Raw genomic sequence first — 16,546 nt, 5'->3', positions numbered from 1 at the left:
GTGGTGCTGCGGCATGGGCATATCGTCCTGCTCGCAGCATCGATGCTGATCGCATCGATTCAGATGAATACCGCTTTCGCGCAGGCCGGGGCGGTGAGCACGCTGGACGGGATGTTCGAGAAACTGAAGGGGTGCTGGCGCGGGCCAGAGCTACCGCGCGGCCATCCCGGCATGCAGATCACGGTGCTATTCAGCTTCAAACGCGACGGCGAACTTCTTGGCCGGCCGCGGATTACCTTTGAGACACCGGATGCGTCACAAGCCGACAGCATCGCCTACCGAACGGCGGTGATGGAGACTTTGCAACGGTGCTCACCGATGCCATTTAGCGGGGGACTAGGCGACGCTGTCGCTGGACGCCCGTTCCGAATGCGGTTCGACGACCGCCGAAACCAACCCAAACCAGTCGAGAGAAAAGCATGGCTGTCACCGAAAATACTCTGATCCTTGAGACCACCCAGGGCAATGTCACCATCGAGATGCGACCGGACCTGGCGCCGGGCCATGTCGCCCGCATCCAGGAACTGGTGCGCGACGGCTTCTATGATGGCATCGTGTTCCACCGCGTCATCGACGGCTTCATGGCGCAGACCGGCTGCCCGCAGGGCACCGGCACCGGCGGTTCGGGCCAGAAGCTGAAGGCCGAATTCAACGCTGAACCACATGTGCGCGGCACCACCTCGATGGCCCGCGCGGCCAGCCCGGATTCCGGCGATAGCCAGTTCTTCATCTGCTTCGATGATGCCTCGTTCCTGAACAAGCAGTACACGGTCTGGGGCAAGGTCACCGACGGCATGGAGAATGTCGACAAGATCAAGCGCGGCGAGCCTGTGCAGAACCCGGACAAGATCGTGAAGGCCTATATGGCGGCTGACAAGGCTGCCTGATCGACGCTTTCTCTGATATCAACGACGTCATGCCCGGCCTTGTGCCGGGCATCCACGTTTTATAACCCCTGAGACCATGCGCACCGATCTGTTCGATTTCCATCTCCCGCCCGAAAACATCGCGCTTCGCCCGTCGTCGCCGCGGGAGTCGGCGCGGCTGCTCGTGGTGCGGCCGGGGGAGAAACTCGAAGATCGCACCGTTGGCGATCTTCCGAACTGGCTGAAGCCGGGCGATCAACTGGTGGTCAACGATACCAAGGTGATCGCAGCCTCCCTCACCGGGCGCCGTATCAGCCGTGAGACCGAGCCAAAGATCGAGGCGACGCTGATCAAGCGCGTCGATGGTTCGCGCTGGCAGGCCTTTGTGAAGCCGGCGAAGAAGCTCGTAGCCGGCGATGTCGTCCGCTTCGGCAATGAGGGCCGCGTCTGCCTGCTCGGACATCTCGATGCCACGGTGGAGGCGAAGGGGGAGGCGGGCGAGGTGACGCTTGCCTTCACATTTCATGGGCCAGCGCTGGACCAGGCAATCGCCGAACTCGGCTCACCGCCGCTACCGCCCTACATCGCATCGAAGCGCGATGCTGACGAGCAGGATGCGGCGGATTATCAGACCATGTTCGCCGTCAATGAAGGCGCCGTCGCTGCGCCGACCGCGGGGCTGCATTTCACACCGGCGCTTGAGGCACAGTTGACGGAGCGCGGTATCGGCCTGCATTGCGTCACGCTGCATGTGGGCGCGGGCACATTCCTGCCGGTGAAGGTGGACGACACCACCGAACACAAAATGCATTCCGAGTGGGGATCGATCTCGCGTGAGACCGCCGACGCGCTGAACGCGGCGCATGCCGCGGGCGGCCGCATTGTTGCTGTCGGCACCACGTCGATGCGCCTGCTCGAAAGCGCCACTGGCGAGGATGGCGTGATCAAGCCATTTGCCGACGACACCGCGATCTTCATCACGCCCGGCTATCGCTTCCGGGCCGTTGATATCCTGCTGACCAATTTCCATCTGCCGCGTTCGACGCTGTTCATGCTGGTCTCGGCCTTTGCCGGCTTCGACACCATGAAGGCAGCCTATGCGCATGCCATTTCGACAGGCTACCGCTTCTACTCCTATGGCGATGCGAGCCTGCTGTTCCGTAACGAAAGCCCGCCATGACCGTCGCCAATCACTTTGAACTGCTGGGCAACAACGGCGCCGCGCGCCTCGGCCGCCTGACGACACCGCATGGTGTGGTGCGCACGCCGGCCTTCATGCCGGTGGGCACCCTCGGCGCCATGAAGGGCCTGCATTGGCGCGAGGTGCGCGATGCCGGTGCCGATATCGTGCTCGGCAACACCTATCATCTGATGTTGCGGCCCGGCGCGGAGCGCATCGCGGCACTCGGCGGCCTGCAAGAATTCACCACCTGGAACGGGCCGATGCTGACCGACAGCGGCGGCTTCCAGGTGATGTCGCTGGCGCAATTGCGAAAGGTGACGGAGCAGGGCGTTACTTTCCGCTCGCATATCGATGGCAGCAAATATGAGCTGACGCCGGAGCGCGCGGTGGAAATCCAGCGGCTGCTGAATTCGGATATCGCCATGCAGCTCGATGAATGCGTGCGGCTGCCGGCAGAGCACGCCGAAATCGACCGTGCAATGCAGCTGTCGCTGCGCTGGGCCGAGCGCTGCAAGCGCGCGTTCGAGACTGCGCCCGACGGCTACATGCTATTCGGCATCGCGCAAGGCGGCGACGTGCCGGCGCTCCGCCATGCCAGCGCGCGTGGCCTGATCGATATCGGTTTTCACGGTTATGCCATCGGTGGTCTTGCTGTAGGCGAGCCGCAGGCCGTCATGCTGGCGATGATCGAGGAAGTTGCGCCGATCCTGCCGACGGATCGTCCGCGCTATCTGATGGGTGTGGGTACGCCCGAGGACATTCTTGAAGCGGTGGCGCGCGGCGTCGATATGTTCGACTGCGTAATGCCGACGCGGAACGGCCGCCATGGCATGGCCTTCACCCGCCATGGCCAGATCAATATGCGCAATGCGCGGCATCAGGATGACCCGCGTCCGCTCGATGAGGAAAGCCCGTGGCCCTCAGCGCGCAACTATTCGCGCGCCTATCTGCATCACCTCGTGCGCGCCAATGAAACGCTCGGCGCGATGCTGCTGTCGGAGATCAACATCGCCTATTACCAGACGCTGATGGAGGGCATTCGCGCGGCGATCGAAAATGGCACGTTCGAAAATTTTCGCGCGCAGACAAAGGAAGGTTGGGCGCAGGGCGATATCGCGCCGCGCTGAGAAACCGCTCGGTGCGGATCAAACAATCGCGAACGGAATCGCCGGCAGGTCGTGTTGTATCGCTCGTCGGGGGATGAGGCAGTTGCATCGCGATTGACGATGGAACCTCGGATGCTCCCGCAAATAAATTGCGGCATGCGTCAATATGACAACAAGCAACGCATTTTGCGGGAACCCCTTTATTCACAGGGCTGGCGGCATTGAGACGAATGCCCTGACGTTGCATTGAAACGATACGCGACCGCAGCGAGACTTTGGCGAAATCGCGTTCTTGTTTGGCCCACACCTTCGCCGTATTTGGCCGAATTATGGTTTAAAGCGCTCTCGACGTTTCTTGGGGTTGAGCGCAATCGTCATTGGAATGTAATGCGACTGCGGAAATTGTCTTCCGACTTTATTGCCTCTCTCTGCGCCGTTGCTTTGGTTGCTGTCGCAGGTCCAACCGATGCGGTGGCGTTCGATCCGATCGCGTGGGTCACAGGCGACGACACGCCAAAGGTCTCGCCGGACGCGTTGCCTTACAAGGTCGAATTCGACGCCGATGGGATCGACAAGACCGCCGTTCAGGCGCTGAAGGATGTGTCTAATCTTCACAAGCTGCGCACGGATCCTCCCGTGGATGGCGAGATGCTGGTGCGGCGCGCGCAGATCGATGCGGAGCCGATGCTGCGGGCCCTTTGGGGGGCCGGATATTATGACGCGTCAGTCAGCATTGAGGTCGCATCGGTCCCGCTGCGCGAAGATGGCGCTGCCGCTGCCCAGAAGGCCGAGCAATTCCGAAACAGTGGCCTTGTTCCCATCACCGTGCGTGTGACGCCGGGAACGCTGTTCAAGCTGCGCAACATCTCCGTCGTCGATGCGGCGACCATGCGGCCGTTCGATACGGAAACGCTGCCGCGTCACGTACTGAAGATTGAGCCCGGTGTGGGCGCGAGTGCAGGGGACTTGCAGGCGGCGCAGGGGGCGATCGTCGATTATTTCCGTGCGCAGTCCTATCCGCTGGCGCGCGCGCGCGATGCCGAGCCGCTTGTCGATCATCGCAATCGGACGATGGACATCACCTTCGTGATCGATCGCGGCCCGCGCGCCGGTTTCGGCGAGGTGAGTGTCAGCGGCACCACCCATGTCGATCCCCGCGTGGTGCAGTCGTATATCTATCCAGCGCCCGGCGATCCGTATTCGCCAGACCAGATCGCGCGCATCCGCAAATCGGTGTTGCAGGTGCCTGCGATCCAGACGGTGCGGGTGCGCGAGGCGCGCAATCTCAATGGTGCCGGACAATTGCCGTTCACCGCCGAGGTGACCGAGCGCCCCAACAATGTGCTCGGCGCCTCCGCACGGTTTTCGACCCTCGATGGTCCCAGCCTGCGCGGCTACTGGCAGCACCGTAACCTGTTCGGCGGCGCCGAGAGCCTGCGCGTCGAGGCCGACGTGTTCGTGCCGCCGCGCACCAATCAGAGCGCGCTGGATACGCTGCGCGATTTCGGCTTCTCCGATCTCGGCGGACGGCTGCGCACCACCTTCATCAAGCCAGCGCTGAATGGCTCGCGGAATGACCTGCTGCTGGACGGCATGGTGGAGCGCGATCGCATCGGCGGCGATCGCTATGGCGGCTATGAGAGCGAGCGCATGACCGCCAGCGCCGCCATCCGGCATCGTTTCAGCGACACCTTCTCGGCACAGATTGGCATCGCCGGCGATGTCGGCCGCACCACCGATACGCTCGGCACTATCGATTACAACCTGATCGGCATCCCCGTTCAGGTCTCCTATGATACGACCGACCATGCGCTCGACCCGACCAAAGGCATTCGCCTGCAGGGCTTTGCAGCGACCTATCCGAATTGGCTGGGCTCGTCGGTCAGTTTCACCGAGACGCGTGCACAGGCCTCCGTCTATCGCGCGCTGGACGAGTCCGCGCGCATTGTGCTGGCGGGCCGTGTCGCGGCCGGTGCGCTGTTCGGTGCCGACAGCGCGCTGATCCCGGCCAATCATCGCTTTTATGCCGGTGGCGGTGGATCGGTGCGCGGCTTCCGCTATCGCAGCCTCAGCCCGCTCGGGCCGACCGGCGAAGTCGTCGGCGGCAGCAATCTGCTGGAAGGTTCGTTCGAGGCGCGCATCAAGGTGACCGATACGATCGGCATCGTTCCATTCGTCGATATCGGCGGCGCATTCAATTCGGGCTATTCAAATCTGGGCGAGGATATGCGCGTCGCAGCTGGTGTCGGCCTGCGCTACTATACCGCGATCGGGCCGATCCGGCTCGATGTCGCGCTGCCGATCAATAAGCGACCGGGTGAATCCGCATACGCGTTTTATGTCGGCATCGGTCAGGCATTCTGACATGCGGTTGCGCCGCAGACATATCTTGATTGCTGTATGTGCTGGCGTGCTGCTGCTCGGCATGGCTGGTTTTGCGTTCCTGCACTTGGCGCTGAAGGGGCAGGGCGACGACAAGGGCCTGCTCGCCAATCTGATCTCACGCGCGCTCTCGACGCCGGCAGCGCAGATCTCGATCGGCGATGTTTCCGGTGTGCTGACCTCGGATGTCACCGTCGGCGACGTGTCGATCGCCGATCACAATGGTGTCTGGCTCAAGCTCGACAAGGTTCGGCTGGTGTGGCGCCGCGCAGCCCTGCTGATGGGCAGGCTCGAGATCGACCGACTGGATGTCGGGCATCTTGCCGTCTATCGCAAACCAGCACCAGCGCCCGAGGCGATCGTCACCGCGCAACCATCGCCGGACTCCAATCAACCGGTAAAGGCGGAAGAACCGCTATTGCCCCAAATTCCGGTCAAGTTGGAGGTCAAATCCTTTGCATTGGCCGAGCTGTCGCTCGGCGAGCCGTTGCTCGGCGTCGCGGCACGCTTCGCTGCATCGGGGCAGGCGCTGCTCGGCAATCCCGCCGAAGGTCTCAATCTGCGGCTCGACGCGCGCAGACTCGATGCGCAAGGCATCTTGACCACCAGGCTCGATTACGTGCCGGCGAGCGGCCGGCTCGAAACCACCATGACCCTCGACGAGGCGCCGGGCGGCATCGTGGTGCGGCTGCTGAAGGTGGCCGATCTGCCGGCGGCCAAGCTCGATCTCAACGGCACTGGAACGCTCGATGCATTCAATGCGCGGCTGGCTTTCGACGCAGGAGCGAACACCGGCGCCAATGGCGTGGCGCAACTCGCGCAACAGCCGGACGGCCGCCGCCTGACCCTCGATCTCGGCGCGCGCATCGAGGGGCTTCTGCCGTCCGTGATTCAGCCAATTTTTGCCGGGACGACGCAGCTGAACAGCAGCATCCGCTTCGCGCAGGGGGGCGCCGTTCACATCGAACCGCTGTCGGTGGTGTCAAAACTGGCGCGGCTGGATATCGGCGGTGCGATCGATGCGGAGCAGGTCGCCGACCTCACCATTCGCATGCGCGCATTGCCCAATATGGGTGAGACTACCGAGGTCAACGATATCGGCATCAAGACGCTGGCTTTCGATGCGACGGTGAAAGGCGCGCTGTCGGGGCCGCAGATCGCGGCCACGGCCATGTTGCGTGATGCCCGGCTGCCGCAGGGCAGGTTCGGTCAGATCGATGCGTCATTCAACGCGTCGCCGGCCGGCTCGCTGCTGGAGAAAGACACCGCGATCATGCTGGCCGGGCAGGTGAAGGCAAACGGCCTTCACGCCAGCGATGCTGCGATCGACAGTGCCGTGGGCTCGTCGCTGTCACTGGTGCTGGCGGGGACCAGCCATGCCGGTGTCATCGATGTGCAGACGCTGCAATTGCAGACCGAGACGGCGGCGGCCTCGTTCAAGGGGCTGGTGGGCAGTTCCGTCGCCAACGGCCGCGCGGAAATCTCGTCGTCTGACCTCGTACGCTTCGGCGCATTGGCCGGCCTGAAGCTGCGCGGCGCACTGGCGCTGGGCGCGGAGATCAATGGCAGCCCGGACGCCGGGCACGTTGATGCACGGCTTGCTGGCAAGCTGAGTGGGCTCGCGACCGGGATCAGTCATGTGGATGGTCTCACAGGAGGCACGGTCGATATAACCGGCCTCCTGCGCACGCTGCCCAATGGCGGCTTCGGCTTTGACGACCTGCGCATTGCCGGCCGCCACATTAGCGCACGCGTGACTGGCGATGCCAGCAGGGAGAGTGCCGCCGTGACTGCTGCGGTGCAGATCCCGCAGCTGTCACATGCGGACAAGACATTGAGCGGGCAGGCGGAGGCGCATGGGCAACTCACAGGTTCGCTTGACCGGCTCAATGCCAATGTGTCCGTGCTTGCAAACAATGTACAAGTATCGGGGCGGCCGGTGCCTCGTCTCGCGCTTGACCTCGCCGCCACCGACCTCACCGGCTTACTCGACGCCAAGGCGACGCTGGCCGGAACCATCGATCGCAACAATGCCAATGGACGTCTTCACGTTGCCAAACAGGCGGATGGCGGATGGCGGATCGATGATCTCGATCTGCGCATAGGTTCGGTTGCCGCACGCGGCGCTGTCGCGCTGGATGCAGTGCATCTAGTGTCGGGACAATTGACTGCATCGGCCGGCAATCTCGACGACCTGTCACCGCTACTCATGGCCAAGTTGGCCGGTGCCTTCGATGCCAATCTGAATTTCAGCACCGAGGCCGGCGCGCAGCATGCCCGGATCGCGTTGCGTGGTCAGGGCCTCAAACATGCGAACGATGCCATCGGCAAGATCGATGTGCAGGCGGCATTGCGCGACATCTGGCAGCGTCCGCTCGTGCAGGGCGACATCGCCGTCGACAGCGCCGCCATCGCAGGCGAGGTGTTTCCGAGCATGCGTGTGGCGTCGCGTACGACCACATCTGGCAGCGACATCACGCTGAAAGTGAATGGCCGTCGCATCGGGGCCGATCTACGTGCCATGCTGGTGCCGGCCGGCGACATCCGCCTTGATCTCTCGGCGCTCACGGCGCGTTATGAAAGCAGCCGAATTGCGCTGGCGCGGCCGGCGTCATTCACGCTGCGTGGCTCGACCGTCGATATCAGGGATTTCGCGCTGGCGCTGGATCGCGGTGTGCTGAGTGTGAACGGCTCGGCCGGCAAGACCCTCGATCTCGCGCTTTCGGCGAGGGCCGTGCCGCTCGCGATCGCCAATGCCGTGTCGCCGCAGCTCGGTCTCGCGGGTACGCTCGATGCGCAGGCGCGTGTGACCGGTACGGCGCAAGCGCCGAGTGGCGACTGGCGCGTCGCCATCAACGGCCTTGCGGCGGCGCAGACACGCGAATTCGCGCTGGCACCGATGGGCATTCGAGCCAGTGGTCGGCTGAGCGATGGGCTGACCACGCTGGATGCGCACGTCAGCGCACCGCGTCTTGGCCAGTTGCACGCTGTCGGCAAAGTCCCGGTGCAGCGCGGCAGTCTCGATCTTTCCGTAAAAGGCGCGCTCGATCTTGCCGCCGCCAACGGCCATCTCGCTCCGCAGGGCCGGCGCCTGTCGGGGCGGTCGGACATCGACCTGCGCGTCACCGGCGCGTTCGAGAAGCCGAAGCTCAATGGTGCAGTCATGCTGTCTGGCGGCACTTTCGACGATGTCGAACTCGGGACCAAGCTCACTGGCGTCGCTGCGCGGATCGCAGCGCGCAACGATGATATGGTGATCGAACGTTTTACCGCGACCAGCGCCAATGGCGGCAGCCTCAATGCCAGCGGCAATATCCGCATCGATCCTGATGCGGGATTGCCTGGCTCGATCCAGATCACCGGCCGCGACATGCTGCTGGCATCGAACGCGATCATGAAGATGCGCGCCAGTCCGAACCTGCGCATCGCCGGTCCGTTGATGCGCGATCCGCGGGTCACCGGACGCATCGATATCGATGGTCTCGATATCAATGTCCCGGAACGGCTGCCGTCCACGCTGAAGCCGCTGGCCGGCACGCGCCACATCGATGCGCCCGAACATGTACGTCAGGCGATCGAGAAAGAAGAGAAGGCGCGCAAACGGACCAAGCGCGCGCCGCCTTTCGATGCGGCACTCGATCTCACCATTGCTGCGCCGAACCGGATCTTTGTCCGTGGCCGTGGTATTGACGCCGAACTCGGCGGCGACATGCGGCTGACCGGGCGGCTGGCATCGCCCGTCACCATCGGTGCCTTCGAGATGCGGCGCGGAAAATTGCAAGTAGCGGGCACCCGCCTCGATTTCAGCCGCGGCCGTGCGACGTTCAGCGGCGAGGTCACGCCGGAACTCGATTTCGTTGCGCAGACCCAGGCGGGTGACGTCACCGCGCAGATCGCGGTCAGCGGCATCGCCTCGGCACCGACATTTGCGTTTAGCTCGTCGCCCGATCTGCCGCAGGACGAGGTGCTGTCGCGCATCATGTTCTCCAAGGCATCGGGCGGTTTGTCGCCATTCCAGGCGGTGCAGCTCGCACAGATGGTGGCGCAGTTCTCCGGCGATGGCGGGCCGGACACGATGGAGCGGCTGCGTCGTTCGCTTGGCGTCGATGCGCTGGATATTTCTGCGGGCGGTGCCAGTGGCCCCAGCGTCGGCGCCGCGCGGGCTATCAACAGCCGAGTCAGCGTCGGCGTGAAAGGCGCGGCAGCGGCGAAGGACTCTGCCGTCACGCTCGATATCGATCTTACCCGCCGCCTGCGCTTGCAGGGCGAAGCATCGGGTGCCGGTGCTACGTCGATCGGGATCGGGACCGAGATCGAATACTAGGCGAGGGGCCGCCATGTCCGTCGCGCCCTTCTCATCCTCGCGTGATTGCTGATAGCCATCTGCTGTTGCGTTTGGCATGTTCGCTCTCGGCTCGATCGAGCCTTCGAGCGAATAGTTCGCGTCACAGAAAATCAAAGCGCCGCAGAGCGTGCCGTCTTCAATGATCGCAGGGGAGTTTACAATGTCAGGTCCGCTACATGGTGTTCGGGTTGTCGATCTCACCACGATGTTGTCCGGTCCCTGTGCTGCGCAAACCCTCGCGGAAATGGGCGCCGACGTCACCAAGGTCGAAACACCCGAAGGCGATAATCTGCGCAATATCGGTCAGTCGCGCAGCGGCGGGATGGGGCCGATGCATCTCCACGCCAATCGCGGCAAGCGCAGCGTCGCGCTCGATCTGAAGAGCGAGGACGGACGCAATGCGTTTCTGGCCTTGATCAGGGATGCCGATGTCCTGATCTGCAATGTCAGGACCAAGGCCATGCAGCGGCTGCGTCTCGCTTACCAGGACCTGTGTGAGGTCAATTCATCGCTGATCTATGTGAGCATCGTCGGCTATGGCAGCGGCGGGCCTTACTCCGATAGGCCCGCCTATGACGATCTGATTCAGGCCGCCGTCGGAATACCGTCTCTCGGCGCGTCGCAAGAGGGCGGCGCACGATATGCGCCGATTGCTGTCGCGGATCGGGTCACAGGCATGAATGCGGCCAATGCCGCGCTCGGCGCGCTGTATCACCGCCTCAGAACTGGTGAGGGACAGCATGTGGAAATCGCGATGTTCGAGACCATGGCTTTCATGGTGCTGTCCGACCACATGGGCGGGCGTACGTATGAACCTCAGCTCGGCCCGACGGTGTTCGAGCGATACGCATCGGTGCGGCGGCCGTTCACGACATCTGACGGCGTGGTCTGTCTGTTGCTCGTGACCGACAAACAATGGAAAGCGTTTTTCGGGCTCGTCGATCGTAGTAATGTGCTGGAGGATGAACGCTTCTCCACCGTCTCCGGACGCACGCACAATACGACGGCGCTTTATCAGATCGTTGCCGAACTTGTTGCGACACGAACCACCGACTGGTGGATGCAGGAATTGGAGCGCGTCGATATTCCCGCCGTGCCGCTGGCGACGATCGATAGCTTGATCGACGATCCGCATTTGAAGGCCGTCGGCTTTTTCGACGAGATTGAACATCCAAGCGAAGGACCGATCAGGGCGATGAGATCGACAGGTCGCTGGTCGAAATCGCAGCCAGCGCTGGAACGTCCAGCTCCACGTTTAGGCGAGCATAACGCGGATGTTCTTAAAGGATAGGGGGGCGTCGGTCACCTGAATCCGGGCGCCCGACTATTATGGCCGTGTCAACTGCATGTGATCTTCTTCATCGTGTGATTAGTGACGAAGCCATAGCCGCAGGTGTCACAGGTCCAGAGGTAGCTCACGACGTTGTCGGCGAGGAAGGCTGAGGACTCTGCGGCGATCATGCTGTCGGCGCAGACAGGGCAGGTCGGGAGATCCGCGCGAGGCGCTGTGCCCGGCGCATTCTGATGGGACGTCTTGGTCGTGCGGATTTCAGCAGCAGCTGCCATCGTGACCTCCTTCACCATCTGATTTGACCTGCGGTTAGACTATCCTGATTTGATGGACCACAACTGATTTGTTTGACCCCATCGCAACACAAATGCGTTGATCTGGTGATATTCCGATCGCGCTTTTGCGATGCAGCGGCGAACGAAGTTGTGCATTGCGGGGTGCTGTGACGCAGTGCCACGCTTGTATGATCTAGCACTGGAATCTGCACGTTGTGTTACCCGCCTGACCGGGCGCAACGATGCGTCCATGGCAGCGCTCAGGATGCGGCGGTGATCGTCTTACTGGCTGGCAATTGCGCGGACCTTGTCCTAGCTCTTGAGCAGCATCACGCTTTGTAAGGATTCGCAGTCATGGCCCAGCCACCGCGCCGCCCCAAAGACGCCCGTAGCGAGGCGGAGGCGGCATTCAAGAAGGCAACCGCCCCCGTGGTCGAGGCGCCGGCTAAGAAGGCGGCCGTCCCTGGTGTTCGCGAACTGGTGTCGCTGCGGATCGATCAGGACGTACTGGAACATTTTCAGGACGGCGGCCCCGGTTGGCAGGACCGCATCAATGATGCGCTGCGGAAGGCCGCGGGCAAGTAATTCCGCGGCCGTTCGCGCTTATCGGTTCAGGAAGCCGCCGACAACGCCGCCAATGAACCGGCCAGGTAAAGCTGGGTCCACGGCCGGCGCAGGCGCTGCCTGGCGTCGGGCGACGGGGGGCGGTGCTTCGTCATAGGTTTGCTGCACCTGGCGGCGCACCGGCTTGGGCGCAGGTGCCGGTTCCTCGGCCAGGGTGACGGGCTCGGCCAGCAGCGCCGTGTGCTGCGCCTTGTTGAGATAGCCTGACGTCGGGTAGCCGCGCGCTGCCTGCCAGCGGGTGATCACACTGCGGGTTCCGGCGTCGAATGTGCCGGTCGCCTTGGTATCGAAACCGAGGCCATTGAGACGGCGCTGCACGTCGCGACGCTTGGCCGGATTGAGGCCGACCTTGTCCTCGGTGAGCTGACTGGCAGGTTCGGTGAAGACAGCCTTGTCAGCGCCCGGCCCCGCGGTGCGCGGCGCGGTCGCGGCTTCCTGAAGCGCTGCGATACGGGCGAGGGCGAGCGGCTTGAACTGCCCGTTCGGATACATGGTGATATAGGCGTTGAGCTCCTCAGGACGGTTGGTGTCCTTAATCGAACGCCAGAACTCCAGTTCGACATCCGAGCCTGCCACAGCCGTCGCCGGCATGGTGGCGGTCGGGCTCGCAGCCGCCACTTGCACCTGGGTCTGGACGTCGGGATTCAGATAGACCGCACCGATGAGGTTGGTGTGGCCCCAGGGCAGCTGGCCCCTGTTGGTCTCGTCCTGCACCTGCGCGCGGACCTTGGTCATGGCCTGCTGGATCTCAGCACCCGGCGCCGTGATGTTGGTCAGCAGCGCACGCGTGAACGGGCTATTGCCGCCACTCTTGCCGTCGAGCGCGGTCTGACCAGGGCTCGTCGCAAAGGCGATCAGTGTGCCTTCGCCGGATTTCATCTCGGCAAGACCGGACGACACTGCAACGCTGCGGGTCGCGGAACCGCTGGAGCGGATTTTCGCTGCGAATGGATTGTCGCGGCAGGCGTCGAGGAACACCAGCTTGACCTTGGCATCGCCCATGGTCTGCTCAAGCGTCATTTCGACATTGATGGCAGCGCCGAGCTTCACGTCCATCTCCGATTTCAGATTGGCATCGACGGGCAGAAGGTAATTGATGTTGTTCACCGAGATGCCGTGACCGGCATAGAAGAACAGCGCGACATCAGCGCCCTGTGCCTTGCGCCCGAATTCAAGCAAGCGCTCGGTCATGCCGTCGCGTGTGAGATTGGACCCCTCGATCACCTCGAAGCCCACATTGCGCAGCGTGCTGGCCATCGCCTTGGCATCGATGGGCGGGTTCGGCAGCGGATCGACATTCTTGTAGGCGCCGTTGCCGACAACGAATGCAACGCGCTTATCGGCGAGCGCTGCAGTGGCGCTGAACATGACGGACAGCGCTGACAAAGCGAATACGAGCTGGCGCACGGCAAATCTCCCCATCGAATCCGGTTCGGCGACCGACTGACGGCGAGGAAAATAGCAATTCAATACGCAGGCCAAAATGTCGGGACGCGCACTGCGGGAATAAAATCGAAAAGGGAACTCAGGTGCTCATACGCGCAGGTACAGGTGCAGGGCTACGCAAGTTAAGCGTATTGCCAGCCAGTATGAGTGCGGCGCCCAGCAGCGTAAACATGTCGAGCTGTTCAGAGTATAGTAACCATCCGATCGCGGCACTGAGTGGAACGCGGAGGAAGTCCATTGGAACTACCACCGTCGCATCGGCATAGAGCATCGCGCGGGCCATGCAGAAGTGCGAGAAGGTGCCGCAGAAGCCGACAACGACCAGCCAGAACCACACATAGGCCGACGGCCATTGCCACACGCTGATCGCAGGAATGACGCCCGCGACCGATTGCACGACGATCATCCAGAAGATGATTTTCAGCGCGCTGTCAGTCCTTGTCAGCGACTTGATGAGCGTGATCGAGATACCGAATCCGAAGGCTGAAGCGAGCGAAATCAGCTGGCCATAATTGATCTCGCCCGTGGTCGGTCGAACGATGACGACGACGCCGATCAGGCCGAGCACGATGGCGGTGATCTTCCAGACGGTCATGCGCTCGCCGAGAAAAAGCGCGGCCATGATCGCGATCCAGATGGGCATCGTGAATTCGATCGAGACGAGCTGGCTGAGCGGGATCAGGGTCAGCGCATAGAACCAGCCGATTTGCGACGCATAATGCACGAGGTTGCGCGATAGATGCGCAATCGGCCGTGCAGTCCCCATGGTGCCGAAGCCGCCATTCAGCAGGATGATCGGCGTCAGGAAAACGAAGCCGAACAGCGAGCGGATTTCCATGACCTGAAAGACGTTGAGATCGCGCAGCGTCTCGCGCCCGCCGATGGCGACGAACAGCATGAGCAGCAGCCAGCCGGACATCCATATTGCGGCACGCAGTTTCGACGGAGGATAAGCGGTCATGGACGCGGGCGTTTTCCTGCACGGCGTCGCCGTTTTGGTCAGCGATGGCCTTTCCCGCAGGCTGTATCGGCGGGACCTTCGCTTGGCAATGGACGGATTTGCAGCGGCAGCGATGCGAAACAACGAGGTGACTGAGCGAAGCGCATTGCACTGCAAACGAAAACCCCGGCCGCGTGGGCGACCGGGGTTTTGAAAATCAGATGAGCTGACGAGCTTAGCTGCGGCTCAGGGTGATGTTGACGCCCTTGAACTGGCCGTCGGACGATATCGACACGGCCTGCTTGTTGCCCGTGGTCGTCAGCGTCAGCTTGGCATCGAAGCCCGGTGCCGAGACATTCACATTGAATTTGCCGGCGCTGGACGTGCCAGACAACTCGCCGCTGACATTGCGGGTGGTCTCCGACCATTGGCCCGACAGCGCGTTGCCCTTGGCCTGCACATTGCTCTTCAATTCAAACTTGTAGCTGTCGCTGGCGCACAGAAGAGCCTGGTTCAGGCCACTACCATCACCCGATACGGCGTAAGTCGCCTTGCAGCGGATGCGTTCCTTGGAGCCGTCGTCGAGCGAGATATTGCCGCTGCCGGACCACACACCCGCCATCCCTTCAAAAGGCGCGGACTGGGCGAAGGCCGGGATTGACGGCACCGCAAGGGCGGCGGCGACAAGAGCGGTCCGAGCGAGAGCGCGTGGCGAGATCGAGACGACGTTCATTCGAGCATTTCCTGACTGCGGTTTATTGACGAGAAGCTTCCCAGCGCCCGCTGCAGGGGACGCCGTTCGAGGCGCCATTCCATTTGCCGGAGCCGGCATTTCCAGTGAGCTGACCGTTGGCGAAGGCCGGCCCAATGGCAACGCGGACGACGCCCGATGTCGCAATCTTGCCGGAGACGTCAGCGCCGGGTGCAGAGACGCGGCCTTCGGTCACTGTCAACGGATAGCTCGCCGTGCGGTCACAACTGCCAGATTGCGTGAAAATGGTGACGTTCCAAAGACCATCATAGGGATGCTGGGCGAACGCAGGGGCAGTGGCGGCAAGCGTGGCACCGGCCAGCAAGGAGACGGACAGGAACACGCGCATGCGGTCGAAACGCATTGAATCAAATCCTCGATGTTGTGATGGGCTGCGTTATTGGATCTTAATGTGTCCAAAGTTTGTGCGGTGCGCAGTGAGCCCATAACACCTATGCGCTGCAACGCACACTCCCCAGGATCGTTCCCGGGGAACCTGCGATATTTTTGCGAAACCTCGCGCGATTAGCTGAGCTTGGGCGCTTTGGTCGCGAACTGCTCGTCCTGGTAAGTGGCTGGCAAGCTATTGTTTTCAATGGCATAATCGACGACTTCGCCGAGCAGCTTGTAGCCGAGCGGGGCGAGGGCGCGTTCCCACAGCTCACGGGCAGTCTCGCCCTTTTTCACAAAACAAAATTCCTGGGCTGCGATGGCGCCGCCATCCATGACGTCGGCCAGATGGTAAATGGTGCCGCCGGCGATCGGGTCGCCCTCTTTGATGGTCCATTCCACCGCGGCGATTCCCCGATGACGGGGCAGCAATGACGGGTGATAGCCGATGCCTCCGAGCTTGGCCTTGTCCAGCGCGTCCTGGCCGATGCGGGCATGGCTGTGGGCGGTGATGATCAGATCGGTGCCGTCAGCGATCTCGGCAGCCACCACGAGCTTCGGATTGGCCTGCACCGTGACGGGGATGCCTGCAGCCTTGGCGGCCGCCGCAAGGCGATCTTCCGCATCGGCAACGACGACGCTGATGATCTCGACCTTGTGGGTTTTCAGCATGTCGAGCGTGGTGACGCCGAAGTGGCGGGAGCCGACGAGGGTGATGCGCATGGATAAGGTCCGGTAATCAGAGGCGGGATTGTTTGCCACGGTCTTGGCAGGCTTTCCGGCATCAACGCAAGATCAATATCTGGGCCATCTAAAGCGGGGCCTCAGATGCTGCTTTGGCCATGGCTGACAGCGAAACTGCGATTCGCGGATCCATTAGAAGGCACGTTTCGCGGAGGGCGCCTTCTGTTGGGTTTTCACCAGTGCGAAGTTGCTCTTGTGTTCTC

Annotated in this window: 14 protein-coding genes; 8 read left to right on the top strand and 6 right to left on the bottom strand. The window is 62.4% G+C overall.

Features of this window, described 5'->3' with window-relative positions; translation table 11 throughout:
* Positions 1 to 42 precede the first annotated feature (42 nt).
* The 7 genes from AC1RQ5_RS17945 to AC1RQ5_RS17915 all read left to right on the top strand — a co-directional run bounded on the left by AC1RQ5_RS17945 (position 43) and on the right by AC1RQ5_RS17915 (position 11,173).
* Entirely contained in the window at positions 43 to 444 is a 402-nt protein-coding gene (locus tag AC1RQ5_RS17945) for a UCP034077 family protein (protein WP_493200727.1), read from the top strand.
* Complete coding sequence (locus AC1RQ5_RS17940; protein ID WP_398483783.1) at positions 420 to 887, top strand: peptidylprolyl isomerase; 468 nt, start codon at positions 420 to 422, stop codon at positions 885 to 887. Before AC1RQ5_RS17945 ends, AC1RQ5_RS17940 begins: the two co-directional genes overlap by 25 nt.
* 76 nt (positions 888 to 963) lie before the next feature.
* On the top strand, positions 964 to 2,046 hold the full coding sequence (gene queA / locus AC1RQ5_RS17935) for a tRNA preQ1(34) S-adenosylmethionine ribosyltransferase-isomerase QueA (RefSeq protein WP_493200724.1): 1,083 nt from the start codon (positions 964 to 966) through the stop codon (positions 2,044 to 2,046).
* Positions 2,043 to 3,176, top strand: coding sequence for a tRNA guanosine(34) transglycosylase Tgt (gene tgt / locus AC1RQ5_RS17930; RefSeq protein WP_493200723.1), 1,134 nt, complete (start codon positions 2,043 to 2,045; stop codon positions 3,174 to 3,176). The genes queA and tgt overlap by 4 nt, the downstream gene beginning before the upstream one ends.
* Before the next feature lie 381 nt (positions 3,177 to 3,557).
* Positions 3,558 to 5,519: an autotransporter assembly complex protein TamA gene (locus AC1RQ5_RS17925; protein WP_493200722.1), complete on the top strand. Its 1,962-nt coding sequence runs from the start codon at positions 3,558 to 3,560 to the stop codon at positions 5,517 to 5,519.
* A gap of 25 nt (positions 5,520 to 5,544) precedes the next feature.
* Positions 5,545 to 9,861, top strand: coding sequence for a translocation/assembly module TamB domain-containing protein (locus AC1RQ5_RS17920; RefSeq protein WP_493200720.1), 4,317 nt, complete (start codon positions 5,545 to 5,547; stop codon positions 9,859 to 9,861).
* A 181-nt stretch (positions 9,862 to 10,042) separates the two neighbouring features.
* Complete coding sequence (locus AC1RQ5_RS17915) at positions 10,043 to 11,173, top strand: CaiB/BaiF CoA transferase family protein (RefSeq protein WP_493200718.1); 1,131 nt, start codon at positions 10,043 to 10,045, stop codon at positions 11,171 to 11,173.
* A 47-nt stretch (positions 11,174 to 11,220) separates the two neighbouring features.
* On the opposite strand, the gene AC1RQ5_RS17910 is transcribed toward AC1RQ5_RS17915, so the two are convergent.
* Positions 11,221 to 11,448: a hypothetical protein gene (locus AC1RQ5_RS17910; protein ID WP_398478265.1), complete on the bottom strand. Its 228-nt coding sequence runs from the start codon at positions 11,446 to 11,448 to the stop codon at positions 11,221 to 11,223.
* Between the two features lie 354 nt (positions 11,449 to 11,802).
* On the opposite strand from AC1RQ5_RS17910, the gene AC1RQ5_RS17905 reads away from it, so the two are divergent.
* The gene (locus AC1RQ5_RS17905; protein ID WP_398478267.1) at positions 11,803 to 12,033 is read left to right on the top strand and encodes a BrnA antitoxin family protein; all 231 of its coding nucleotides are present in this window, start codon (positions 11,803 to 11,805) and stop codon (positions 12,031 to 12,033) included.
* 18 nt (positions 12,034 to 12,051) lie between these two features.
* Here the strand turns inward: AC1RQ5_RS17905 and AC1RQ5_RS17900 are convergent, their stop codons facing one another.
* The 5 genes from AC1RQ5_RS17900 to AC1RQ5_RS17880 form a co-directional block, all read right to left on the bottom strand.
* Complete coding sequence (locus AC1RQ5_RS17900) at positions 12,052 to 13,479, bottom strand: caspase family protein (protein ID WP_493200716.1); 1,428 nt, start codon at positions 13,477 to 13,479, stop codon at positions 12,052 to 12,054.
* 118 nt (positions 13,480 to 13,597) lie between these two features.
* On the bottom strand, positions 13,598 to 14,479 hold the full coding sequence (locus tag AC1RQ5_RS17895; protein ID WP_493200714.1) for a DMT family transporter: 882 nt from the start codon (positions 14,477 to 14,479) through the stop codon (positions 13,598 to 13,600).
* Positions 14,480 to 14,693: 214 nt separating this feature from the next.
* Positions 14,694 to 15,191 carry a hypothetical protein gene (locus AC1RQ5_RS17890; protein WP_493200712.1) on the bottom strand — a complete coding sequence of 166 codons (498 nt, stop codon included), beginning with the start codon at positions 15,189 to 15,191 and terminating at the stop codon, positions 14,694 to 14,696.
* 22 nt (positions 15,192 to 15,213) lie between these two features.
* Positions 15,214 to 15,573 (bottom strand): hypothetical protein, encoded by a 360-nt coding sequence (locus tag AC1RQ5_RS17885; protein ID WP_493200710.1) that lies wholly within the window; start codon positions 15,571 to 15,573, stop codon positions 15,214 to 15,216.
* A 161-nt stretch (positions 15,574 to 15,734) separates the two neighbouring features.
* Positions 15,735 to 16,322, bottom strand: coding sequence for a formyltransferase family protein (locus AC1RQ5_RS17880; protein ID WP_493200709.1), 588 nt, complete (start codon positions 16,320 to 16,322; stop codon positions 15,735 to 15,737).
* Positions 16,323 to 16,546 lie beyond the last annotated feature (224 nt).

The organism is Tardiphaga sp. GW821-FHT12E02, assembly GCF_058807155.1.
The sequence above is the reverse complement of the archived record's forward strand: the minus strand, read 5'-3'. Positions and strand labels throughout refer to the sequence as shown.